Genomic DNA, 24,667 nt, shown 5'->3' with positions numbered 1-24,667 from the left:
TGCTGCGCCAGGAGACGGACGGCAGTTCAGCCGCCACAAGGGGATTATTCATGCTACTTGACCGGGTAAAACCGTTAGCTGCCATTCTGGCGACCGCCGAGAAAAAATCACTTCATCGCACCTTGGGTGCCTTTCAGCTGACGCTGTTCGGCATTGGTTGCGTCATCGGCACCGGCATTTTTGTGCTGACCGCTGCCGGCGCACAGAAAGCCGGACCCGGCCTGATGCTCGCTTTTGCGATCGCCGGCCTGATCTGCATCCTCGCCGCGCTCTGCTACGCCGAAATCGCCGCGATGATCCCCGTCGCTGGTTCCGCCTATACCTACACCTATGCGACAATGGGCGAGGTGCTTGCTTGGACCGTCGGATGGGCGCTCGTTCTCGAATATGCCGTCGCCGCGTCGGCGGTGTCGGTCGGATGGTCCGGCTACCTCAACGGGTTATTGCTCGAATTTTTCGGCTTTCAGTTCCCCGCCGCTCTTGCGGGTGCGCCGTTGGCACTAGGCGGCATCGAGGGTGGAATCATCAACCTGCCCGCCGTGATCATCGCGTTGCTCGTCACTTGGCTCTTGATGATCGGCACCACCGAGAGCGCGCGCGTCAACGCCATTCTGGTGGCGATCAAGGTTACCGCGCTAACCGCCTTCATCGTGCTGACGCTGCCCAGCGAAGCGTTTTCGACCGACAAATTCAACCCCTTCTTGCCCGCTGGTATCTTCGGCGGCTTTGGTTCGGGCCTTGGTGCGGTGGGCGCAGCAGCGACAATTTTCTTTGCCTATGTCGGCTTCGACGCAGTTTCGACCGCCGCTGAGGAAACCAAAAACCCCCAGCGCAACGTACCGATCGGCCTGATCGGATCTTTGCTCTTCTGCACCGTCTTTTACATTTTGGTCGCGGCTGGAGCCGTCGGCACGATCGGCGGCCAGCCGATCATGGGCCCGAACGGCGTGCCCTTCCCCGCTGGTTCCGAAGAACTGGCGCGCCAGTGTGCCACCTTCGCCGCCAATGAACTGCCGCTCGTCTGCTCGAATGAGGCACTAGCGCACGTGCTGCGTCAGATCGGCTGGTCGGGCGTCGGCAATATGCTCGGCATCGCCGCCTTCGTGGCGCTGCCGTCGGTCATCCTGATCCTGCTCTTCGGCCAGACGCGCGTCGCATTCGTGATGAGCCGCGACGGCTTGCTGCCCGAATCGTGGAGCAAGGTGCATCCCAAGTGGAAAACCCCGCATGTCATCACTGCGATCACCGGGGTTGTCGTGGCTTTCGCCGCCGCGTTTCTGCCGGTCGGCAAGCTCGCCGACATCGCCAACGCGGGTACACTCTATGCGTTCATGATGGTCGCCATCGCGGTGATGATCCTCCGCAAGACCGCCGCCGACACACCGCGCGCGTTCAAGACGCCGGCCCTGTGGCTGATCGGCCCGCTGACGGTCGCCGGGACGGTGTTCCTGTTCCTCAACCTGCCCTATGAGGCCATGATCGTGCTGCCGGTCTGGGCCTTGATCGGGCTGGTCTTCTACTTCCTCTACAGCCGCAGCCGCAGCCATCTCGGCCGCGGGATCGTCGAGGTGCATGAGGATGATCTGGAACCGCACGCGCCGATCAACTGACGCATAACGTCGCCAATCCAAAGACAGGGCCGTCCCGGCAGTTCGCCGGGGCGGCCCTTTTTCTTTGTCAGTACGGGGTTTTGGGCGCGGTTCCCGGCCGCGTGAACAGCTTGCCACGCTCGGCCCAGAACACCAGCGCCAGCCCGACCGCCGCACTGATCAGAAAGGCATAGGCCAGCGGCAGCGTCGTGCCGTCATATTGCTGACCGATCAACGCGCCGACGACCGCCGCCAGCAAGGTCTTGGCAAAACTCTGATAGGACGACGCGACCCCCGCCATATGGCCAAAATCCTCCATCGCGATCGACCCGAAATTGCTGCCGATGAAGCCGATCAGCCCGATATTGACCATCATCAGCGCGGTGAACATCCACAAGGTCTCGGCGCCGCTCAGCGCCGCGACGATCTGCGCGATCGAACTCGCCATGAAGGCAAAGACCGCGGTCTGCGATACCCGGCGCGCGCCGAAACGCTCGACGATCGCGGCGTTCGAGAAATTGGCGATCGCGATCCCCACCGCGACGCAGGCAAAGATCAGCGGGAACAGCGCCTGCGCGCCGAACACTTCGTCGATGATCTGCTCGCTGCTGTTCAGATAGCCATAGAGCGCGCCCTGCATCATGCCCGACGCGATCATATAGCCCGCGGCGCGGCGATGCCGCGTCACCGTCGCCCAGCCCGATACCATCGTCCGCCAGTCGAGCGGACGGACGTCGGCGGGATCGAGGGTTTCGGGCAGGCGGCGCAGCCAGGCGATCATGACCAGCCCCATCACCGCCAGGACGATGAAGATCGCGCGCCAGTCGGCGACCGCCGCAACCCCGGCGCCGATCGTCGGCGCGATGATCGGCACGATCATGAACACCAGAAAGATCAGCGACAGCCGCTTGGCCATCGCATCGCCCGCGAACAGGTCGCGGATGACCGCGACAACGATCACGCCCAGCGCCGCGCTGACCAGCCCGTGGCCAAAGCGCAGCGCGAGCAGCATCGGAAAGCTTGTCGCCAGTCCGCAGCCGATCGAAAACACGACATAGGCGAGCAGCGCCGGGACCAGCACGCCCTTGCGCCCGAAACGGTCGGCGAGCGGGCCATAGATCAGCGATCCAAAGCCGATCCCGAGCAGATAGAGCGAAATGACATATTGGCGATCATTGGCGACAAGGACGCCGAGCCCCCTGCCGATCGCGGGCAGCGCGGGCAGCATCGCGTCGATGGCCAGCGCGTTGAGCGCCATCACCATCGCCATCATGACCACCATTTCGCGATCACCGGGCATGCTCCGCTGCGGGGTTTGGGCCGGTTTGTGCATGGCCGCAGCCTATGCGCCCCTGCCAATGCTTTGAATAGCCCTTTGAAACCGAAAAGCTATGCAAGCCAACGCGCGGCGCCGCGCAGGCGAGTGGTTTGCATGGCGGGAGGCAAGCGGTTGTTGCCGTTGATCCTCCCTGTGGCGCAGCCATGGGGAGGACATTCCCTCACCCTTACCCCAAACAAAAAAAGGGCCGCCCCCCACGGTAGCGGCCCCTTCATGTTCGGGTTGCCGGAAAATCAGCCCTGGCGGGTGCCGGTCATCGCCATCGAACCGAACGCACCAGCCTTGATCGTACCGGTCAGCGCGTCGCCGTCGATCGTCGCTTCACATTCGAGCGTCATCGGCATCGGCACCTTCATATTCATGGTCCAGCTCAGCTTGTTGCCATCGACCTTGCCGTTTTCGACATCGAGTGACCCCATCGCGCCGGCATTTTGGCCGCTGAAGCTGGAACCGTCGCTGGTCACGGTGAACACCGATTTCTGGTCGCCCATCGGCGATTTGGTAATGCAATCATAGCTGCCATCTACAGACATCGAAGCTCTCCTTACTGAAATCAATGTTAGTTAATCGGTTTCGCTATTTCGACCGGCAAACCCAATCCGTCAAGCTGCGGTTTCACCACCGCCGCGTCGCCGACAATCACATAAACCAGATCGTCGGTGCTGAGCGCCTTGCGCGCCGCGGCGTCGATTTCCGCCGCGGTCATCGCTTCATAGGTAGCGGGCAGTGTCTCGTAATAATTGTCGGGCCGCGAAAATTTGACGATATTGCGCAGCCCACCCAGCACATCGGCCGATGTTTCAAAGCTGCCCGGCAATTCGCGTACGCTGCCGTTGATCGTCCGTTCCAGCTCCTCCTTCGTCACGCCCTTGTCGGCCAGGAAGCCCTTGAGGTCGCTCTGCAGTTCCTTGATCGAATCGCCGGTGCGGTCAGCCTGCACCGGCGCCACCGCGATCCAGTTCAGCCGGTCGGTTTCGCCCGAAATCCGGCTGCGGACGCCATAGGACCAGCCCTTGGTCTCGCGCAAATTGGTGTTGAAGCGCGACAGAAAATTGCCACCGAAAATGTCGTTGGCCGAACGCAGCACCTCCAGCTTGTCGCCGCCTTTGGCGTCGAGCACCTTGCCCGCCAGGATCACCGACTGCGGCGATTTGGGGCGATCGAACAACAGGATGTGCGGCTTCGGCGTCGGAATCGCGATGTCGAAATTCTTGACCGGCTTCGCGGTCTTCGGCGCTTTCCATTGCCCCAGGCTGGCGTCGAGCTGCTTTTTCACCTCGGCCAGCGTCGTGTCACCGACGACAAAGATGCGGGCGCTGTCGGGGCGGATCCACGCATTGTGGAACGCCGCAAGCTGGTCCCGCGTCGCCGCCGTCACCGCCTTGGCATCGCCCAGACCCGACGGCGGAATGCCGTAGGGATGGTCGGCGCCATAGAGCATCGGCGCCATCAGGCGCGACGCGATCGCGTTCGGATTGTTGAGTTCGGCCTTCAACCGATTGAGCTGCTGCGCGCGCACTCGCTCAAGCTCCTTGGCGTCGAACGCCGGGTTGCGGATATAGTCGGCGAGCAGCGACAGCGACGCACCCAGATTGGGTTTCAGCGCGAACAGGCTGAACACCGTTTCGTCGGCGTTGGCGGTCGCATCGATCTGCGCGCCGAGCCGTTCCTTCGCCTCCGCGAAAGCAATCGAATCGAGATTGGTCGTGCCTTCGTCCATCAGGCTGAGCATCAGCGACTGGGTGCCGAGCGCGCTGTGCGGATCGGCGGCATAGCCCGCGTCAAAGCTGACCGCGACATTGACCGTCGGCACCGTCGTGCGGCGCGCGAACACGACCTCGACGCCATTCTTGAGCTTGGTGCGTTCGATCACCGGGAAATCGAGCGCGGTCAGGTCGGCGACCGCGGGCAATTGCGAGCGGTCGGCGATCGACGTCGCCGCGCCAATCCCGGTGTCGGGACCGATATCGCCGAGCGCCGGGTTCCAATAACGGTCGGGTGCGACCGCTTCGGTCAGCTTGCCGCCGGTGACCGCACCGCCGCGATTCTCGCCGCCCTCGGTGCGTTCGCCGGGGGTGTAGGTCAGCGAAAAGGCCGGGCGCGACATCCATTTGCGCGCGACGGCGGTGACCTGTTCGGGGGTCGATTTGGCCATCCGGTCGAGCTCGACCTTGTAATAGCCGGGATCGTTCGAATAGAGCGCCCCTTCGGCCAGCGTCACCGCCTTTCCGCCAAAGCCGCCGACCGATTCCAGCCCGGCGATGGTGCCGCCCAGATAGCTTGCCGCGGCGCGTTGCAGTTCGTCGGCGGTCGGGCCGGTCGCGAGGAATTTGGCGATTTCCTCGTCCAGCTTCTTGCCGACCGTGGCGACATCGGTGCCCGGCTTCACATCGGCCTGGATGATCATGATGCCCGCATCTTCAAAGGTCTGGGCAAAGGCGGCCACGCTGACCGCGACCGGATCCTTGCGGACCATCGCATTGTCGAGCCGCGATGACGACAGCCCGCCAAGCACCGCGGTCGCCATCTGCAGCGCCACGCCGTCGGCATCGTTCAAACCCGGGATCGCCCACATGCGATAGATACGCGGGGTCGGAATCAGGTCCTTGACCTCTTTCGCCAGCGGCGCGGGCAGCGTCGGCACCGTCACCTTCGGCATCGCCACTGCGGGACCGCGCGGGATATCGCCGAACCACTCCTGCACCTTCGCCTTTGCCGTCGCGACATCGACGTCGCCCGCCAGCACCAGCACCGCATTGTTCGGGCCGTAATTGTCGCTGAACCACTTCTTCACATCGGTCAGGCTCGCCGAATTGAGGTCGGCCATCGAACCGATGGTGCTGTGATGATAGGGATGGCCGGTCGGAAAGAGATTTTCGAAAATCTCGTAACGCAGCAGGCCATAGGGATTGTTGTCGCCCTGACGCTTTTCATTCTGGACGACGCCGCGCTGGTTATCGAGCTTTTCCTGCGTCACCGCGCCTAGCAGATGCCCCATGCGATCACTTTCGAGGAACAGCGCGCGGTCGAGCGCGCCGGTCGGCACGGTTTCGAAATAATTGGTGCGGTCGACGTTGGTCGTGCCGTTGCTGTCGGTCGCGCCGACCTGTTGCAGCGGCTCGAAGAAATCACCGGGCGAGTTTTCCGACCCGTTGAACATCAGATGCTCGAACAGATGCGCGAACCCCGTCTTGCCCTTCGGCTCATGCTTCGACCCGACGCGGTACCACACCGACACCGCGACGACCGGCGCCTTGCGATCCTCGTGCACGATGACGCGCAGCCCATTGTCGAGCGTGAAGGCTTCGTAAGGAATATCGACCGCCTTCACCAGATCGGCGATCGGCGCCGGATCGGCGGCCTTGGCCTTGGCCAGCGCAGGGCCGGCGGCGACGAGCGAGGTGGTGATGGCCAGGGCCAGGGCGAAGCGATGGAAACGGGGCATGGGCATCCTCTTGGATAGCGGGCGCAGGCATGAAGCGCCTGCGCGCGACCGCGTGCCGGACGGCACTGTATCAACGGTTTAGGACAGCTAATCGCGGCTTTCAAGGCCGATAGAAACGCGCCCCGCTGGCCTTCAGCGCCGCCGGATCGAACAGCACCGGTTTCAGCTGATGGCGCACGAACAGCGGCGCCTGGTCGTTGTAATGCGGGCTGTCCGGGCGCGTCGTCGCCGATCCGAACGGCTGGATCGATTCCGAGCGGACCCGGCCCGCGGCGTCCCAGGTCATGAACATGATGAAGCTGTCGCCGTGGCGCACCTTCAGCCGTCCGTCGGGTTCGGCATCCCACAGGGTCGAGGCGCGCACCGTATCATTGCCGCCGTCGAGCGGCAGATCGATCCGATAGGCACCTTCGCCATGGCGCAGCCGCAGCACCGTGCCGAGCCTGGGGTCGAGCCCGCCGAAATGCTCCTGTAAATGCGCCACCGTCTCGGCCAGCACGGTCCGCGGATCGGGACCGGCGCGCCGCTGGTAATGGCTGCCGTTGGCGGGGCGCAGTAGCATCAGCGCCAGCGCATCGCCCTTCCCCTTGCCGTCGAGGTTCCAGTCCCAGCGGCGGAGCAGGTTCTGCGCGTCGACCAGCGCCGGATCATCCTTCACATTCAGCGCGAGCAGCCCGTCCATCCACGCCTTGGCGTAACCCGATCTGGCATAAGCGGTGTCATATTTGATCGCCTTCAACCGCGCCTCGTCGATCTGGCCCGACGCTTCGAACAGCTCGATCAGCCGCGTCGCACGGTTGGTCATGTCATCCTCGACCCCGAGCAGCGGCGAGAAAGCCGCGGCGTCGAGCTCGTCGCCCGGCCCCGCGGCGACCCACGGGGTGTTGTTGGCATTCATCACATAGCCCGAGCGCGGATTGACCAGCGCCGGGGCGCGGTCGAACGGCAGCGTCTTCGTCCACAGCGCCGCCGACCGGTCGCCCGGCAGCTCGCCGCGCCAGTTGAATCCGCCGGGCCGATCGGGGAACATCGCATTATAGAACAGGCCGATATTGCCCTTCGCATCGGCGTAAATGAAATTGGTCGCGGGCACGCCCTGCCCCGCCATCGCGGCGCGCCACTCGGCAAAATTCTTCGCCTTGTTCAGCCGGTAATATTGGGTGACCATCGCCGACTGGTCGATCCCGGCGTAACGGATCGCAAAGGCGCCCTTGTCATTCTTGACCACCGGGCCATGGACCGATCGATAAACGGTCCGCGGCACCGGCAGCACGAACGGGCCGAACTTCACCTTCAGCCAGACGCGCTTTTTCTCGAGCGGCCGCCAGGCGCCGTCGAACCGGTATTGCTCGCCGCGCTCGTCAAGCACGAGTCTATAGACGTCGATCAGGTCGGGGCGGTTGACCGTGTTGGTCCAGCCAAGATGTTTATTGTGCCCCAGGAAAGGATAGGGCGATCCGGGAAAATTGGCGCCCGCAAAATCCCACCCCTCTTGCGAATGGACAACCAGTTCGTACCAGGCGACACCGCCGGTCCACGGCTGGTGCGAGTTCGATACCAGCCGCGTCGCACCGTCGGTCGAACGCGCGGGCGCGACCGCCATGGCGTTCGAGCCATTGGCCGCGGGATCGCTGCCGACCGGGGTGTCGGCGCGCGGGACGATCTTGCCCGTGGCGTCGAGTGCCGGGCCGCCTTCGCGGTGCATGTCCTTGCCCTCGACCAGCTGGCCGAGCACCGAATCGAGCCCGAAGAAAAAGGGCGAGCGCAGCACGAAGCCCGCGACGACATCCTCGCCGGTCACCGGGAACAGCCCCGACAGGCGGACCTCGTCCGGGTGCTTGGCGGCATAATGATTGAGCCCCGCGGCATAAGCGGTGAACAGCGCTTTCACGTCGGCGGGCAGGCGCGGCCAGTCGCGCGCGGTGGTCGCACGCACGTCGAGCAGCGCCTCGGCATAATCGATCTTGGCGCCGTCGGCCCCCAGCATCGCCCCGGCACGGCCGCGCGTCATCGCAACCACCTCCTGCAAGGTCGAAAAATCATCCTCGGCATGGGCATAGGCGATGCCGTAAGCGACATCGGCATCGGTTTTGCCAAAGATATGCGGCACCCCGAATTTGTCGCGCGCGATGCGGACATCCTGCGGCTTGAACAGCGGCGCTTCGGGCGCTTCAGCGGTCAGCGGCTCCCACAGCGCCAGCGAAGCGGCGGTGACGAAGAGCAGCAGCAGCAATCCCAGCAAAATCCGTCGCAGCATCTCTGGTCCTCATTCATGCGCCCGTTCCGCGCCTGTCTGACCGCCATGTCGTCCGATGGCAAGCGACTGTCGTTCGTCGAGCCGAATTTGCGATCGGGCGCGGCGCGGCTATGCAGGGTACCATCGTTTCAACCGGGGAATTATCCATGTATCGCAAAAGCCTGCTGCTCGCCGCCTGTCTGTCGTTCGCCGTCGTCCCGCCCGCCTTCGCCCAATCCGTCACCGGGTCGGGCGTCGTCCCATCGACCGCCGCGAACAGCGCCGAGCGCGCGATCGGCTTTGCCGCCAACGCTCCGGCGGGCGGGGCGCTGGTGATCCTGATGACCGACGCAACGCTGCCACCGCTGGACGGCGTGGCGTTCAGCCCCGCCGAGCGTCAGGCGGTGACCGCGGCGATCGCGGCGGCGACGTTTGAGGGCAAGGCCGAATCGACGCTGTCGCTGCGCGGGATCGGCGCGTTTCCGCGCATCCTGCTGGTCGGCACCGGCGTCACCCCGACCTCGCTTGTGCTCGCCGAGGCAGGCGGGAAGGCGGCGCAGGAACTGAAAAGCGAAGCGCAGCCGGTGACGATCGCCGGGGCGTTTGGCGATGCATCGGCCGCCGACGTGGCTTATGGCTTCGCGCTCGGCCAATATCGTTTCGACCGCTACAAGACCGCCGACAAAAAGGCGCCGCCGACCGCCGCCGTCACGATCGTCGGTGCCAATCCCGCGGCCGCCGAAGCGGCGTTTTCGGGCCGCTGGAAACCCCTCACCGACGGCGTCCGCCTGTCGCGCGATCTGGCCAACGAGCCCGCCAACGTCATCTATCCCGAAAGTTTCGTCGCCCGCGTCCGCGAAGCCTTTGCCGGAACCGCCGGGGTCAGCATCGAGGTGCTCGACGAAGCGGCGATGCGCAAACTTGGCATGGGAACGATCGTCGGCGTCGGCCAGGGCAGCCCACGCGGGTCGCGGCTGATGCTGGTGCGCTATCGCGGCGCGAACGCCCCTGCGGCGCCGATGGCGTTTGTCGGCAAAGGCATCACCTTCGATTCGGGCGGTATTTCGCTCAAACCCGGTGCCGGTATGTGGGACATGAAGGGCGACATGTCGGGCGCCGCTTCGGTAATGGGCGCGGTGCTCTCGCTCGCCAAGTCGCGCGCGCCCGCGCATGTGGTCGGGGTCGCGGCGCTCGCCGAAAATATGCCCGACGGCAATGCCCAGCGCCCCGGCGACGTCACCCGTACCATGTCGGGCAAGACGATCGAGATGCTCAACAGCGACGCTGAAGGACGCCTCGTCCTCGCCGACGCCAATGAATATGTGGCGCAGGCGTACAAGCCGCGCGCGATCGTCAATATTGCGACGCTGACCGGCGCCATCGTCGGCGCGCTCGACGATCAATATGCCGGGCTGTTCGCGCGCGACGAAAAGCTCGCCGCCGCCCTGCTGACCGCCGGGACGGCAAGCGGCGAAGAGTTGTGGCGGATGCCGCTGCACAAGAATTACGCCGAAAAGATCAAGTCGGACATCGCCGACATCCGCAACATCACCCCCAACCAGGGGCCGGGCGCCAGCATCGGCGCGCATGTCATCGGCTATTTCGTCGACGAAGCGACGCCATGGGCGCATCTCGACATCGCCGGGGTGAACCAGGCCGACAAGGCATCGTCGCTGGTCCCGAAGGGCATGACGGGTTTCGGCGTTCGCCTGCTCGATCAACTGGCGCGCAGCGGGGAATAGCGATCTCTAATCCCGTTCGTGTCGAGCGAAGTCGAGACACCCTGAAGGCGCATGCCACCGATGGGCATCTCGACTTCGCTCGATGCGAACGGGAACTGCGAGGAAGGCCTTGTGTTGCCAAATAGCAACACTATCTTGCCGGATAGGAAAGGGGCCTATCCTCCATGAACCTCGAGAAATTCACCGACCGCGCCAAGGGCTTTCTGCAAGCCGCGCAGACGATCGCCATCCGCATGAACCATCAGCGGATCAGCCCCGAGCATATCGCCAAGGCGCTGCTCGAAGACAGCGAAGGCATGGCGGCGGGCCTGATCGCAAAGAGCGGCGGCGATGCGCCGCGCGCGGTCGCGGGTATCGACGCCTTGCTCGCCAAGGTGCCCGCGGTGTCGGGATCGGGGGCGCAGGCCACGCCCGGGCTCGACAATGACGCGGTGCGCCTGCTCGATCAGGCCGAACAGGTCGCGACCAAGGCGGGTGACGGCTATGTCACCGTCGAGCGGTTGCTGCTCGCGATGGTGCTTTCCGCCACCACCCCCGTCGGCAAGGCCTTCGTCGATGCGGGCGTGAAAGCCGACGCACTCAATGCGGCGATCAACGACCTGCGCGGCGGGCGTGCCGCCGACACCGCGAGCAGCGAAGACCGCTACGAAGCACTCAAAAAATTCGCGCGCGACCTCACCGACGTCGCGCGGGCCGGCAAGCTCGACCCCGTGATCGGCCGCGACGAGGAAATCCGCCGCACCATCCAGATCCTCGCGCGCCGGACCAAGAACAACCCGGTGCTGATCGGCGAGCCCGGGGTCGGCAAGACCGCGATCGCCGAAGGGCTGGCGCTGCGCATCGTCAACGGCGACGTTCCCGACAGCCTGAAAGACCGCCGCCTGCTGTCGCTCGACATGGGATCGCTGATCGCCGGGGCCAAATATCGCGGCGAGTTCGAGGAACGGCTCAAGGGCGTGCTCGACGATGTGAAGGCCGCCGAGGGCGAGATCATCCTGTTCATCGACGAAATGCACACGCTGGTCGGCGCGGGCAAGGGCGAGGGCGCGATGGACGCCTCGAACCTGCTCAAGCCCGCGCTCGCGCGCGGCGAGCTGCATTGCATCGGCGCCACGACGCTCGACGAATATCGCAAGCATGTCGAAAAAGACCCCGCGCTCCAGCGACGTTTCCAGCCGGTGTTCGTCGGCGAACCGACGGTCGAGGATTCGATCTCGATCCTTCGCGGGCTCAAGGAAAAATACGAGCTGCACCATGGCGTGCGGATCACCGACGGCGCGATCGTCGCCGCGGCGACGCTGTCGAACCGTTATATCTCCGACCGTTTCCTGCCCGACAAGGCGATCGACCTGATGGACGAGGCCGCGAGCCGCATCCGCATGGAGGTCGAATCGAAGCCCGAAGAGATCGAGACGCTCGACCGCCGCATCATCCAGATGAAGATCGAGGAATCGGCGCTGAGCAAAGAAACCGACGCCGCGTCGAAAGACCGGCTGGCGACCCTGCGCGCCGACCTTGCGAACCTTGAGCAGCAGTCGGCCGAGGTCACACAAAAATGGCAGGCCGAGAAGGACAAGATCCACGCCGAGGCGAAGATCAAGGAAGAGCTCGACGCCGCGCGTTCGGCGCTCGATCAGGCGCAGCGTGCCGGCGATCTCGCCAAGGCGGGCGAGCTATCTTACGGCACCATCCCCGGCCTCGAAAAGCAGCTCGCCGACGCCGAAGCCGCGGCGGGCAATGCCATGCTGCGCGAAGAAGTCACCGCCGACGATATCGCCGCGGTGGTCAGCAAATGGACCGGCATCCCGGTCGACCGGATGCTGGCGGGCGAGCGCGAAAAGCTGCTCGCGATGGAAGGCACGCTCGCCCAGCGTGTCATCGGCCAGGACGAAGCCGTCCGCGCCGTCTCCACTGCGGTGCGCCGCGCGCGTGCCGGATTGCAGGATCCGAACCGCCCGCTCGGCAGCTTCCTGTTCCTCGGACCCACGGGCGTCGGCAAGACCGAACTGACCAAGGCGCTCGCGCGCTTTCTGTTCGACGACGACAATGCGATGGTCCGCATCGACATGTCCGAATTCATGGAAAAGCACAGCGTCGCGCGGCTCGTCGGCGCGCCCCCGGGCTATGTCGGTTATGAGGAAGGCGGCACCCTCACCGAAGCCGTCCGCCGCCGCCCCTATCAGGTGGTGCTGTTCGATGAGGTCGAAAAGGCGCACCCTGATGTGTTCAACATCCTGCTCCAGGTGCTCGACGACGGACGCCTCACCGACGGCCAGGGCCGCACGGTCGATTTCACCAACACGCTCATCATCCTGACCTCGAACCTCGGCAGCCAGGCGATCGCCGCGCTGCCAGACGACGCGCCGGTCGAACAGGCCGAACCCGCGGTGATGGAGGTGGTGCGCGCCCATTTCCGGCCCGAATTCCTCAACCGGCTCGACGAGATCGTGCTGTTCAACCGCCTCGCACAGCAGCATATGGGCGGCATCGTCGACATCCAGGTCGCGCGCGTGCAGAAACTGCTGACCGACCGCAAGGTGACGCTCGACCTCACCGACGCCGCGCGCGCGTGGCTTGGTCGGGTCGGCTATGATCCGGTCTATGGCGCCAGGCCGCTGAAACGCGCGGTGCAGAAATATCTGCAAGACCCGCTTGCCGACCTGATCCTGAAAGGCGAGGTCAAGGACGGATCGACGATCCGGGTCGACGAAGGCGACGGGGCGTTGAAACTGGCGCCCCGCTGACGTCGCCCGCGACGCTAAGCTAGTTGCTGTGGTTTACCGGCGCGCGCGTCATGGCTTCGAGCGTGTCGCGTGAGTCCTGGTTGCCCTGCGCCCACAGTTTTTTCCACTGCTCGTTAGTGTGGCAGACGCGCGCCTTCTTTACCAGCGAACCAATCTCTTCGATCTTGCGACATTTGACAAAATAGGGATGCGTCATCGCCAGCCCCGCATTGTGGGCCTTGATTTCGGTGCTGGTCATCGTCGACGGCGGGCGATCGGGTGGCGAACGACCGGGGGCGGACCCCGACGCGGCGGCAACGACCATGACGATGATGTCCAGCATCACTTGACCTCTTCCCTACCTGGGACGAATCTCCCGCCCGACGTCGCCCTCCATTTCGCGCGAATTGCTCCAGCCGCGGGCCAGCGTTTCCATCGAATCGCGCGCATCCTGGTTGCCTTTGTCGCCGATCCGCTTCCAGTCGGCGTTGGTGTTGCACACCCGCAGCTTCTTGACCAGCGATCCCGAAATCTCAAGCCGTCGGCATCTGATGTAATTGGCGTCGGTCGATGCGAGGTCGTGATTATGGACGTCGATTTCCGCCCCGGTCATCTCCGACGGCGCCCGCACCGCCGGACCGGCCTCGTTGCCAGCGGCGGTCGGCACACCCGACAGGGCGAACAGGGTCATGAGGAGGACGGCACCCGACATCGCAATTCCCCTTCGTGAGTTCAGTTCGACTGGCTCGCCTTGCTGGTCATGGCTTCCGCCGTGTCACGCGCGTTCTGGCTGCCCTTGGCGCTCACTTCTTTCCACTTTTCGTTGGTGTAGCAAACGCGGTTCTTCTTCACGAGCGACCCGATTTCCAACGTCTTGCGGCATTTGATATAATAGGGATGGGTCTGCGCCAGCCCCTCATTATAGGCGCTGATCTCGGTCGGGGTCATCGCCGAAGGCGCCTTCGACGGCGGCGCCCGCTCTGCGGTGCCTTCTGCGGCAACCGCGGCCGGCACGACCAACAAGGTCGCAGCGACAAACATGGACATGATCTTGCTCATTACATCCTCCTCGCGGCCAGAAAAACCGGCGCCATATCCGCACATTATAAGTTCGCGGGGCGGGCTTCGCCAAGCGGAATTTCGACCCGGGACAAAGGCCCGTCGACCACGCCCACCCGCTAGCGCGGGACGGCGTATCCCGATGCGTCGGCCGACGCAAAATATTGCACCAACAAATCGCCTTCACGCGCGCTAAGATGCGGATTCCACACGTCAAAAATCAGCACTGCGCGAAGTTCGTCGCTGTCGTTCCAGGCTTCGTGCTCGATGGTATCGTCAAAGGCGAAGGCGCGGCCTTCTTGCCAGGTGCGCGTTTCGCCGCCGACCCGAAAGCCGCAGCCCGGCGGCACGATCAGCGGCAGATGGACGATCGCGCGGCTGTTGGTGACCCCGGTATGCGGCGGAATCCGTGTGTGGGGTTTCAGCATCGAGAAAAAGGCGCTGGGGGCGCGGCCGGGGATGCGCGCCCCCGGGATCGCGGCGAGCGCCGCGGCGGTGACCGGGCAGCGATCGAGCACCGGCTGGTTCGCGGCGCCATATTCCCACAGGAAACAGGCGCCCCAGTCGAGCCGGTTGTCGAGCGCCGACCAGATCGATGCGGGGGTTCCCGCCTCCATCCGTACATAAGGCCGCAGCGCCTCGCCAGGATCGTCGAGCAGCGCCTGCAGCTCGGCGCGGATCGCGCCGGTTTGCGCCTCGATGTCGGCCAGCCAGGGGAAATGGGCACGATCGAAAAACTCATCGGCGGGCAGGAAGGGATAATAAATGCCCGCACATTCGTTGCGATAGATGCGGCGGCGCCCCAGCGCGCTGGCGATAAACGCCGCGCCGCGCCGCGCTTCGGTTTCGGACAGATCGCCGCGCAGCGCGGCAAAGGCGTCCGACGCCGCCGAAAACATCGTATCGGTCGCTGTCGTGACAAACGCCTGCCCATGCACCAGCAGCGGTTCGAGCGCCGGCGGCAGCGGATTGAGCTGCGCCCCCAGCGCGATCGCCGCGCTCCACGCGGCCAGCGCCGCCCCCTTGTCATCCCGCGCCTCGAAACGCTCGGCCTTGCGGATCCACGCGATCAGGTCGCGGCGGTCGATCGCCAGCGCGGCATCGAGCGCCGTCAGTTCGCGATCGTCGTCGCCCAGCGCGCGCCACGCCGACGCCAGATTGCGGTGCAAGGCGCCCGATTGCGGATCGGCCGCTATGGCGGCGGCAAAATGGGCGGTCGCGGCGGCCGGATCGCCCGCTTGCAAGGCGGCAATGCCAAGCCGATTGGCCTCGACGGCCGAGGTGGGCGGAGGTGCGCTGGTCATGGCCATGCTTGCCATTAGCGGGGGCGATCGGCAAGGTCGATCGATGACCATCGCCGCTTCCGTGCCCGCCATCCTCCGCGACGCCGAATGGCTGGCGCATCGCTATGACCCCGGCCATGATGCGTTTCATTTTCGGCGCGTTTCCCGCGATGTGCGCCGCGCGGTTCCGTTCCTGACCGACCAGCACCTGGGTGACGAAGCGGCGCCGCTGGTGCTGCACCGGTCGGATTGCCGCGCCGCGGCGGATGGGGCATCGGCGCCGATCCATTTTCTGTTCCATTCGGCCTATTGCGCCTCGACAATGCTGGCGCAGATGCTGGACGTACCGGGGACCGCGAGCAGCCTGTCCGAGCCGGTGCTGCTCAACGATATGGTCGGGTGGCGGCGGCGCGGCGCGGCGCCGCGCGACCATGCCGGGGGCATGGACGACGCACTGCGCCTGCTCGGGCGCAGCTTCGAGCCGCGCGAGGCGGTGGTGATCAAACCATCGAACATCTTCAATCCGCTGGCCCGCGGGGCGCTGACGCTGCGCCCGCAGGCGCGCGCCATCCTGCTCTATGCGCCGCTGCGGGCGTTCCTGTTGTCGGTTGCGCGCAAGGGGCTGTGGTGCCGCCTGTGGTGCCGCGAATTGCTGGAAAGCTATCTGGCCGACGGCTTTGTCGAGCTCGGTTTCGAGCCGCGCGACTATTTTCGCCAGTCCGATCTCCAGGTGGCAGCACTCGGCTGGCTCGCCCAGCAACAGGCGTTCGCTGCCCTGCTGGACTGGGCCCCGGGCCGTATCGCTTCGCTCGACAGCGAAGCGCTGACCGGCGATCCGGTGGCCGCGGTCGGTGCCGCGATGGATCATCTGGGTCTGACCGACAATCGCGACGCGGTCGCGGCGCACCCGGCGCTGGGGCGGAACAGCAAGTCGGGGACACCCTTCGCCGCCGGCGAGCGCCAGCGCAATCTCGATGCCGCCGAAGCGGCTTATGGGGCGGAGATCGAGCAAGTCATTGGCTGGGCCACGACCATTGCCGACCAGGCAGGCATCCCGCTTGCCCTGCCGCGGCCGCTGCCGATCCGCTGAGCGCCCGTGGGGTTCTGGCGGGCCGATCTGCGTTGCCGCGACTGTCAGCGAGTAGCGAACGGAAGTTGTCCGTTTTGTCATCGTCATCCCGGACTTGATCCGGGATCCATAGCTGCGCCGTTGGCGTGGATCCCGGATCAAGTCCGGGATGACGAAGGTGGGGAATCGGGCGAAACTTGCCGTTCCCCGGCGAAAGCCGGGGTCCAGGGCGTGACCAGGCTACGCTTGCTTTCCAATTCCCTGGGCCCCGGCTTTCGCCGGGGAATATGAGGGCAGCCCACCCCAACGCCGCCATTCGATCCGACCCTCGCGCCCCATAGAAAAAGGGGCGGGCATTGCTGCCCGCCCCAATTTCTGTCGAAGCGTGAAGCGATTAGAACTTCAGCTTCACCGACACCGCATAACGGCGGCCCAGCGCGTCGTAGGTCGACGGATAGGTGTTGCCGCTGTTGTAGGTGGTCGAACCGATCGTGTTGCCAAGGATCGGCGGCTGCTTGTCGAGCAGGTTCTGCACGGTCGCGGTGAACACCAGATTCTCGCTGACGTTGAAACGCGTCGTCAGGTCGAAGTAGCTGTGCGCCTTGATCTTGCGGAACAGCGGATCGACCGAGTTGGCGCTGCCGCCGTCGGCGACGATCTGTGCCGGTTCGAATTCCATTCCATCGATCCAGCGCCACAGCAGCGACACGTCAACCGTGTCGAAGCCGAAGGTGAGGCGGTTCGAGAACTGGAACTCGGGCTGGAGCGAGCCGGTGAACGAGCAGTTGACGCTGTAGTAGCCGACGCATTCGCGGTTCAGCGAATCGGGGTCCGCAGCGTTAGCCTTGAACTTCGAGCTGTGCGTCCAGTTGCCGACGAACGCCCAGTCGAGGCTAGCGAAGCCCAGATCGGCGTTGTAGTTCATCAACAGATCGATGCCGTCGGTGAACAGGCGGCCCTGGTTGTTCGTGGTGCCGAACAGACCCGGAGTGATCGCCGGGTCACCGTCGAGGCCGCCGGTCAGCGGGTTGCGACGGATCGACGTACAGGCCGGGTTCGTGGCGCTGCTGGCACTCAGGCCGTCGAAACAGGCCGAGATGATGTCGCCGGGCAGCGGGGTGCCCAACACGTCGTCGATCTTGATGTTGTAATAGTCGATCGACATGTTGAAGCGCGGCAGGAAGTCCGGCTGGAACACAACACCCAACGTCCACGTGTCGGCGGTTTCCGGCTGCAGGTTCAGGTTACCACCGGTGGTGATGTTGGCCTGCGCCGCGGTCGGGTTGGTGATCGAACCGATCGTGCCGGCCGGCGCGCCCTGGGCGAGACAGACGGCGCGCAGGTTGGCGTTAGTCGTCGGTGCAGCACCGGCGCAGGGGTCGAGACCGAGGTTGGTCAGGCCGACCGACTGCGGCGTGAACAGTTCGCCGATGTTCGGGGCGCGCACGGCGCGGCTGTAGTTACCGCGGATCTTGAGGCCTGCACCCGGTTCCCAGCTACCGCCGGCTTTCCAGGTGGTGGTGTTGTAACCACCGGCGCCCTTGATGCTGTAATCCGAATAACGGATGCCGGCTTCGAGGGTCAGGCTTTCAAAGAAAGGCTTGTCCTCGATCAGCGGCGCGACGATTTCGGCATAGGCTTCATAAACGTCATACTGGCCGTCGATCGGCGGTGCAGCACCACCGGCGCCGCCCAGTTCGCCCGGCGTCTGGGCGAGCAAGTCGGCCGCCTGCTGAGCGCGATACTTGCGGTATTCGCCGCCCAGCGCGAAGCCGATCGGCTGGACCGCGCCCGGCGAGGTGATGCCGACGTCGCCCGAAATGATCGCGCGAGCCTGGGCCAGCGAGGTGCGGTTGGTCGTGCTGCTGTCGGCCGACAGGAACGCGGCTGCTGCCGGCGTGATCGACCCTTCGGGACCGAACAGATTCACCGGAACGCAGCCATTGGTATCGGTCTGACAGGTCGTGGTGTTGTTCGCCAGCGCCGCCTGACGGAAGCGCGATTGCAGCGTGTAGTTTTTGATCGTCTGGATATTTTCCGATTCGCCATAGGCACCCTCGATGTTCCAGTCGATCGTGTCAGTGATGCCGCCGCGGGCCCCGACGCGATAGTCGAAGAAGGTGGTCTGATAGTCGCTGATACGCGGCCCGACTTCCGGGGTACGACGGTTCAGTGTGGCGGTGACTTCACGATAGGCCGCGTCGGTGCGACCGGTCGCTGCGGCAGCAGCGGTACATTCGGCCGGCGTGAAGCGCGGCGTGTAGGTGCCGGCCACCGTCGACGTGTTGAAGGCGCAGAACTGATTGCGTAGCGCCGCCGGCAGGAACGGGTTGTTGAGGTTGATCGTCACCGTGCCGCCGAACGAGCCCGACGGAGCGATGATCGTCGAAACGGTCTGTTTCGAGAACATACCGCGCGTATAAACCTCGATCGCGTCCGACACTTCATAATTGGCCTGGCCATAGATGTTGAAGCGTTCGAAAGGCACCTGGAAGACGTTGAACGGGTTGAAGTTATAGGTAGCGAAAGTGCCGACAGCCTGTCCGGCCGCATTGACCTGACGGACGCCGCCGTTGGCGACGGTCGGGTCAATGCTGGGCTGACCGGTGAGCGGGTCGATCGGGCGGGTGCCCGAGAAACGCGACGGAACCGAGGTACCCGAACCGAAGAAAGTGTTCGAATAGCTGTCGAGGGTATTGTCAGCGAACGGACGCGCGCCCTGATAGACGGGGTCAGCCTGCTGATAACCAAGGCTCAGCACGGCGTTGCCGCGGCCGTCGTCGAAATTCGCACCGATGGTGGCGTCGATGCGGAACACGTTGCCGTCGCCCTGTTCGGTCAGCTGCTGCGAAGCGGTAACTTCCAGACCGGCGAAATCGCGCTTGGTGATGAAGTTGACAACGCCGGTGATGGCGTCGGCGCCATAGGTGGTCACGGCGGCACCGGTCAGCGCGTCGACGCGCTCGATCAGGGCCAGCGGAATGTTGTTAAGGTCGACGCGGCCGTTGACGTCCGACGGAGCGACGCGGTTGCCGTTCAGCAGGACGATGTTGCGAATCGAGCCAAGGCCACGAAGATCGACGTAGGAAGCGCCGCCGTTGCCGTTGTTCACGGCCGAACCGATGTTGGCGACGACGCCCGGCAGTTCGCGCAGAACTTCTTCAGCGGTGTTCGACTGCTTCAGCTCGATCGTGTCGGCCGTGGTCACATTGACCGGGGTCGACTGTTCGAGGTTGGGGTTGCGGATCAGCGTGCCGGTGACGACGATTTCACCGCCGGTCGCCGCGCCTTCTTCGGCGGCATCCTGCGCAAAGGCAGGAGCCGAAACCAGGGCGACGCTCAAGACGAGCGGCGCAGCGCCTAGCTTCAGCTTGGAATATTGGGTTTTCTTCACAGTGCAGTCCCTTGCTACTGGTGGATTGAACTACCCGAGCCCCTGACACGACGGCCGACAGCCGACGCACAAAACACCCCGATAGCGTGCGGGATGATCCTTCCGCCCGGTCGAGTAAAGGAAATTTCCCGCCTAATCCGCCGTTTCACAAGGCATTGTGACGTATTTGCAACAACCGTGGCATCTGACGAAATACAATATGCCGCAACGCAGCATATGCGACATATTGTTTCATTGGATACGAATTCGGGCGCAGCGCGCCCACCGTCATCCGGGGATCGGCCCCGCCAGCTTGCCCGGGTCAAGCCGGACGTCGCGCCATTTCAGGCCCCAGTGCAGATGCGGACCCGTCGCGCGGCCGGTACGCCCGACCGTGCCCAGCATTTGCCCCTGCACGACCCGGTCGCCGATCCTGACGTCGAGCCGCTGGCAATGCAGGAAAGCGCTGCTCAGCCCCATGCCGTGATCGACGATCAGCAGATTTCCCTCCAGCGTGAAGGGGGCGGTCGCCGCGAGCACCACGACGCCGTCGGCGGGCGCGGAAAATGGCGTTCCGGCCGGCACCGCGACGTCGGTGCCGCTGTGATAGCTGCCCGGCTTGCCCTGATAGACGCGCTGCGATCCGAACCATCCCGACACGCGCCCGGTCACCGGCCAGCGGAAACGCTGCTGCCAACCGTCCGATTCGATCGGCATGGCGCGCGCCGCCCCGATCTGCGCCAGTTCGGCGGGACGGCGGCGGGCGAAATCGGCGTCGCTCGCCGCGCTGCCGCGATAGGGGGCGTTGATCTGCTCGATCCGCCAGCGCCCCGGCGCCACCGCGATGTCGCGGGCGACCGTGCGGCCGTCGGCAAGGGTCGCGACCAGCCGGGCCACCGGCCCCGCGTCGCGGTCGAACGCGATCAGGAACGACCCGTCACCGGCCTGCGGGATGATCTGCCCATCGAGCGTCACGGCGCGCGCGCCGCTCGGCGCCTGCCCGATCATCGCGCCGCCCTGTTCGGCGGTGCCGCGCAGGATGAGGTCGCGGATCAAGGGACGCGGCGGCGGCGTCAGCGCCGGGGCGGGGGCGGCGACCGGGACCGCCGGTTGCCCTGATGCCGCGGGCCGGGCGGGCGCATCGGCCAGCGGGACGCAGCTGGCGGCGACGATCAGCAACGGCAACGCCCCGACGTGGCGCGCCCGGTATCGCGCAAAACTCATGCCCCGCGCGCGGCGTCCAGTGCGGCCTGCACCGAAATGGCGGCGGTGGCATAGGGTTCCTGCCGCGCCACCGACCAATAGCGCAGCTCGTCGAGCCCGATCGGCGCGCTGGTGACCGCGCACAGCACATGATCGCCGGGCGCCAGGACGCGAAATCCATTCGGTCCATATTGCAGGCGGGCGAGGCGATTGCGGCTGGCGATCAGCATGAGTCGGGTGTCCGTTCAAGAGTCGGTGATGGCCGCCACCATAGCAGCGTGGCCCGGCGGGGCCACCCCCGGCGACCTCAGAAAAGCTCGCCCTGCCCTTTTTTGGGCCGCAGTGGCGGCGGCTTGCGCGCCGGACGGGGCGCGGCGGGAGTCGGGGCCGGAGCCGGGGGCGGCGCATCGCTGCCAGCGACCTCGACCGGAACCTCGCCATCGGCAAATTGCAGCCGCAGATGGCCGGCCCGCTGCGCGCGCGCGGCGGTGGTGACGATCGCCCCGCCCGCGTCGCGCACCATCGCATAGCCGCGCGACAGCAGCGCGCGCGGATCGAGGCTGTCGAGCAGCCGCCCCAACCCTGCCAGCCGTGCGCGATCGCGGTCCCAGCGCCGCGCCAGCAGCGACGGCCGCAACGCCGCGCCGCGCGTCGCCAGCCGTTCGGCGGTCACCGCCAGCCGCTGCCGCTGGCTGCGGTCGAGCCGGTCGCCGCTGTCGTCGAGCCGCTGGCGCTGGGGCGCATACAGCGCCTCGCGCCGCGGCAGGTGCCGCGCCAGCGCGGTCAGCCGTTCGCGCGCCAGCGATTGGTGGCGGTTCGCGGCACCGATCATCCGCGTGCCGCGGTTGGCGAGCAATTCGCGCAGCTCGGCGCGCACCGGCACCGCCATTTCGGCCGCCGCGGTCGGGGTCGGCGCGCGCACATCGGCGGCATAGTCGGCCAATGTCACGTCGGTCTCGTGCCCCACCGCGCTGATCGTCGGGACGCGGCACTCGGCGATCGCGCGCACGACGACCTCTTCGTTGAACGCCCACAGATCCTCGATCGACCCGCCGCCGCGCGCGACGATGACCAGGTCGGGGCGCGGCACCGGGCCGCCGGGTGCAATCGAATCGAAGCCGCGGATCGCATTCGCGACCTGCGCCGCCGCACCGTCGCCCTGCACCAGCACCGGCCAGACGATCACATGCGTCGGGCAGCGGTCGGCCAGCCGGTGGAGGATGTCGCGGATCACTGCCCCGGTCGGCGAGGTCACCACGCCGATGGTGCGCGGCAGATAGGGAAGGCTCTCATATTTGCGTTCGCGGTCGAACAGCCCTTCGGCGCCGAGGCGCGCCTTCAATTTCTCGAAGAGCAGCATCAGCGCGCCCTCGCCCGCGACCTCAAGCGTATCGACGACGAGCTGATATTTGGAGCGCCCCGGATAGGTGGTGAGCTTGCCGGTCGCTATCACCTCGATCCCGTCCTCGGGCCGGAACGCCAGCCGCCCTGCCTGCCCCTTCCACATCACCATGTCGATCAGCGCATTATCGTCCTTCAGCGCCGCATAAAAATGCCCCGACGCCGCGCGCTTCGTGCCCGACAATTCACCTCGCACGCGCACGCGCGCGAAGCCATCCTCGACGGTGCGCTTGATCGCCGCCGACAATTGGCTGACCGACAAAGGCGGGACATTGTCGCCGGGCGCCGCCTCGGCTAACAGCCGCGCGGCGGGGTCGGTTTCGGACGCCGGATCGGGAAAAGGGACAGACATGAACATCCTGCTGGTCGGATCGGGGGGCCGCGAACATGCGCTGAGCTGGCAGTTGGCGCAATCGCCGTCTTGCCGCAAGCTCTATGCCGCGCCGGGCAATCCGGGGATCGAGGCCTATGCCGAATGTGTCGCGATCGCCATCGACGATCTCGACGGCCTCATCGCCTTTTGCACCGCCCACGCGATCGATTTCGTCGTTGTCGGCCCCGAAGCGCCGCTCGTCGCCGGCCTCGCCGACCGGCTGCGCGATCGCGGCATCGCGGTCTTCGGCCCCGCCGCCGCCGCGGCGCAGCTGGAAGGGTCAAAGGGCTTTACCAAGGATCTGTGTGCGCGCGCCGATATCCCGACCGCCGCCTATGTCCGCTGCACCAGCGCCGACGACGCGCTGGCCCGGCTGGACGGCTTCACCATCCCGGTGGTCATCAAGGCCGACGGTCTGGCCGCGGGCAAGGGGGTGATCATCGCCGAAACCCGCGAAGAGGCCGAAGCGGCAATCGCCGATATGATGCGCGGCGCCTTTGGCGGCGCGGGCGCCGAAGTGGTGATCGAGGAATATATGACCGGCGAGGAAGCGAGCTTTTTCGCGCTGTCCGACGGCACCAATGTGATGGCGTTCGGCAGCGCGCAGGACCACAAGCGGGTCGGCGACGGCGACGTCGGACCGAACACCGGCGGCATGGGCGCCTACAGCCCGGCGCCCGTCCTGACCCCCGACCTCGAAGCGCAGGTGATGGACCGCATCATCCGCCCGACGGTGGCGACGCTTGCTGCCGAGCAAACCCCCTATATCGGCGTGCTGTTCGCCGGGCTGATGCTCACCGACGCCGGGCCAAAGCTGATCGAATATAATGCGCGCTTCGGCGACCCCGAATGCCAGGTGCTGATGATGCGCTACACCGGCGACCTCGCGGCTTTGCTCTACGCCGCGTCGACCGGCGAACTGGCCGGCGCCGCCCCGCCGGCGTTCGCCAGCGATTACGCGCTGACGGTGGTGATGGCCGCCGACGGCTATCCCGCCACCCCGGCGAAAGGCGGCGCGATCCACGGCATCGCCGACGCCGAAAGCGGCGGCGGGCGCGTCTTTCACGCCGGGACGGCGCGCGCCGGTGATCAGATTATCGCCGCGGGCGGGCGGGTGCTCAATGTCACCGCGACCGGGCGCACGGTGACCGAGGCGCAGGGGCGCGCCTATGCCGCGGTCGACCGGCTCGATTTCGCGACCGGCTTTTGCCGCCGCGATATCGGCTGGCGGGAAGTCGCGCGCGAGGCGGAATAGCGCCCCCCTTCGCCCGTCCCGTCGGCATATCAACGACGAAGAAATATTAGGTCGACCAAGGCCTTGAGGCCGAATAGGCTGACCGCAACGTTGGGAGAAGATCATGGCCTGGCTTCAGGAAAATTACATCGTCGCAGTCGTCGGACTGGTCGTCGCGATCGTGCTGCTGTGGTGGCTGGTCGGGCGGTCAAAACCCGATGACCTCGCGCCGCCCGCGGCCGAACCGGCCAAACCCGCCAAGCCGCTGGAGCCGGTAAAGCCCGAAATCATCGCCGCCGAACCCGCGCGCTTCAAGCCGATCGAGCCCCAGCCGCAACTGATGCCGCAACCGCAGCCGATGGCGCCCCTGGTACCGACGCCGGTCGCCGAACCGGTTGCAAAGGCGCCACCGGCGCCCGAACCCGCGCCGATCCCCGAACCCATTGCCCAGCCCGCGCCGCCTGCTCCTGCCCCGAAAGCAGCGGCGCCGAAACCAGCCGCGACGCCCAAACCGGCGCCAAAGCCTGCGGTCAGGAAAGTCGCGGAGAAGCCGCCGGCTGCGAAACCCGCGAAAAAGGCCTGGCTCTTATACACCTCT

At 65.7% G+C, this 24,667-nt stretch carries 17 protein-coding genes and 1 pseudogene; 6 read left to right on the top strand and 12 right to left on the bottom strand.

The features are described 5' to 3' along the window. Positions 1-50 precede the first annotated feature (50 nt). The gene (locus FFS68_RS12580; protein WP_137753548.1) at positions 51-1,610 is read left to right on the top strand and encodes an amino acid permease; all 1,560 of its coding nucleotides are present in this window, start codon (positions 51-53) and stop codon (positions 1,608-1,610) included. A 67-nt stretch (positions 1,611-1,677) separates the two neighbouring features. Here FFS68_RS12580 and FFS68_RS12575 read toward each other — a convergent pair whose 3' ends face one another. The 4 genes from FFS68_RS12575 to FFS68_RS12560 form a co-directional block, all read right to left on the bottom strand. Further along, complete coding sequence (locus tag FFS68_RS12575) at positions 1,678-2,922, bottom strand: multidrug effflux MFS transporter (RefSeq protein ID WP_137753547.1); 1,245 nt, start codon at positions 2,920-2,922, stop codon at positions 1,678-1,680. 239 nt (positions 2,923-3,161) lie between these two features. Further along, positions 3,162-3,461 (bottom strand): hypothetical protein, encoded by a 300-nt coding sequence (locus FFS68_RS12570; protein WP_137753546.1) that lies wholly within the window; start codon positions 3,459-3,461, stop codon positions 3,162-3,164. Between the two features lie 26 nt (positions 3,462-3,487). After that, a complete protein-coding gene (locus FFS68_RS12565; protein ID WP_137753545.1) occupies positions 3,488-6,373 on the bottom strand; it encodes a pitrilysin family protein in 2,886 nt (961 codons plus the stop codon). A 100-nt stretch (positions 6,374-6,473) separates the two neighbouring features. Beyond that, complete coding sequence (locus FFS68_RS12560) at positions 6,474-8,630, bottom strand: acylase (RefSeq protein ID WP_171003864.1); 2,157 nt, start codon at positions 8,628-8,630, stop codon at positions 6,474-6,476. Between the two features lie 146 nt (positions 8,631-8,776). Here FFS68_RS12560 and FFS68_RS12555 point away from each other — a divergent pair, with 146 nt between their 5' ends. Together FFS68_RS12555 and clpB are read left to right on the top strand one after the other, a co-directional pair. Continuing rightward, positions 8,777-10,351 carry a leucyl aminopeptidase gene (locus tag FFS68_RS12555; RefSeq protein ID WP_137753544.1) on the top strand — a complete coding sequence of 525 codons (1,575 nt, stop codon included), beginning with the start codon at positions 8,777-8,779 and terminating at the stop codon, positions 10,349-10,351. 164 nt (positions 10,352-10,515) lie between these two features. Continuing rightward, positions 10,516-13,095 (top strand): ATP-dependent chaperone ClpB, encoded by a 2,580-nt coding sequence (clpB, locus tag FFS68_RS12550; RefSeq protein ID WP_137753543.1) that lies wholly within the window; start codon positions 10,516-10,518, stop codon positions 13,093-13,095. A gap of 19 nt (positions 13,096-13,114) precedes the next feature. Here the strand turns inward: clpB and FFS68_RS12545 are convergent, their stop codons facing one another. From FFS68_RS12545 to FFS68_RS12530, 4 genes are all read right to left on the bottom strand, one after another. After that, complete coding sequence (locus tag FFS68_RS12545) at positions 13,115-13,417, bottom strand: hypothetical protein (protein WP_137753542.1); 303 nt, start codon at positions 13,415-13,417, stop codon at positions 13,115-13,117. 15 nt (positions 13,418-13,432) lie between these two features. Then, a complete protein-coding gene (locus FFS68_RS12540; RefSeq protein ID WP_137753541.1) occupies positions 13,433-13,786 on the bottom strand; it encodes a hypothetical protein in 354 nt (117 codons plus the stop codon). 20 nt (positions 13,787-13,806) lie between these two features. Next, positions 13,807-14,133, bottom strand: a complete 327-nt coding sequence (locus tag FFS68_RS12535) for a hypothetical protein (RefSeq protein ID WP_249340146.1) — start codon at positions 14,131-14,133, stop codon at positions 13,807-13,809. A 119-nt stretch (positions 14,134-14,252) separates the two neighbouring features. After that, positions 14,253-15,437: an aspartyl/asparaginyl beta-hydroxylase domain-containing protein gene (locus FFS68_RS12530; protein WP_249340145.1), complete on the bottom strand. Its 1,185-nt coding sequence runs from the start codon at positions 15,435-15,437 to the stop codon at positions 14,253-14,255. 43 nt (positions 15,438-15,480) lie between these two features. On the opposite strand from FFS68_RS12530, the gene FFS68_RS12525 reads away from it, so the two are divergent. Further along, positions 15,481-16,506: a hypothetical protein gene (locus FFS68_RS12525; protein ID WP_171003863.1), complete on the top strand. Its 1,026-nt coding sequence runs from the start codon at positions 15,481-15,483 to the stop codon at positions 16,504-16,506. Positions 16,507-16,879: 373 nt separating this feature from the next. On the opposite strand, the gene FFS68_RS12515 is transcribed toward FFS68_RS12525, so the two are convergent. From FFS68_RS12515 to xseA, 4 genes are all read right to left on the bottom strand, one after another. Next, positions 16,880-19,879 carry a TonB-dependent receptor gene (locus FFS68_RS12515; protein ID WP_137753538.1) on the bottom strand — a complete coding sequence of 1,000 codons (3,000 nt, stop codon included), beginning with the start codon at positions 19,877-19,879 and terminating at the stop codon, positions 16,880-16,882. Positions 19,880-20,146: 267 nt separating this feature from the next. Further along, complete coding sequence (locus tag FFS68_RS12510) at positions 20,147-21,082, bottom strand: M23 family metallopeptidase (RefSeq protein WP_137753537.1); 936 nt, start codon at positions 21,080-21,082, stop codon at positions 20,147-20,149. Next, complete coding sequence (locus tag FFS68_RS12505; protein ID WP_137753536.1) at positions 21,079-21,291, bottom strand: DUF2093 domain-containing protein; 213 nt, start codon at positions 21,289-21,291, stop codon at positions 21,079-21,081. Before FFS68_RS12505 ends, FFS68_RS12510 begins: the two co-directional genes overlap by 4 nt. A gap of 77 nt (positions 21,292-21,368) precedes the next feature. Then, positions 21,369-22,814 carry an exodeoxyribonuclease VII large subunit gene (gene xseA / locus FFS68_RS12500; RefSeq protein ID WP_137753535.1) on the bottom strand — a complete coding sequence of 482 codons (1,446 nt, stop codon included), beginning with the start codon at positions 22,812-22,814 and terminating at the stop codon, positions 21,369-21,371. Between xseA and purD the strand changes: the two genes are divergently transcribed. Together purD and FFS68_RS18065 are read left to right on the top strand one after the other, a co-directional pair. Next, complete coding sequence (purD, locus tag FFS68_RS12495; protein WP_137753534.1) at positions 22,813-24,090, top strand: phosphoribosylamine--glycine ligase; 1,278 nt, start codon at positions 22,813-22,815, stop codon at positions 24,088-24,090. The genes xseA and purD overlap by 2 nt on opposite strands. Before the next feature lie 103 nt (positions 24,091-24,193). Continuing rightward, positions 24,194-24,667: pseudogene (locus FFS68_RS18065) on the top strand (hypothetical protein); the annotation flags it as partial.

Origin of the sequence: Sphingopyxis sp. L1A2A, from assembly GCF_005502465.1 — a bacterium.
In the GTDB taxonomy this organism is placed as follows: domain Bacteria; phylum Pseudomonadota; class Alphaproteobacteria; order Sphingomonadales; family Sphingomonadaceae; genus Sphingopyxis.
This window is presented reverse-complemented; position numbering and strand designations above follow the sequence as displayed.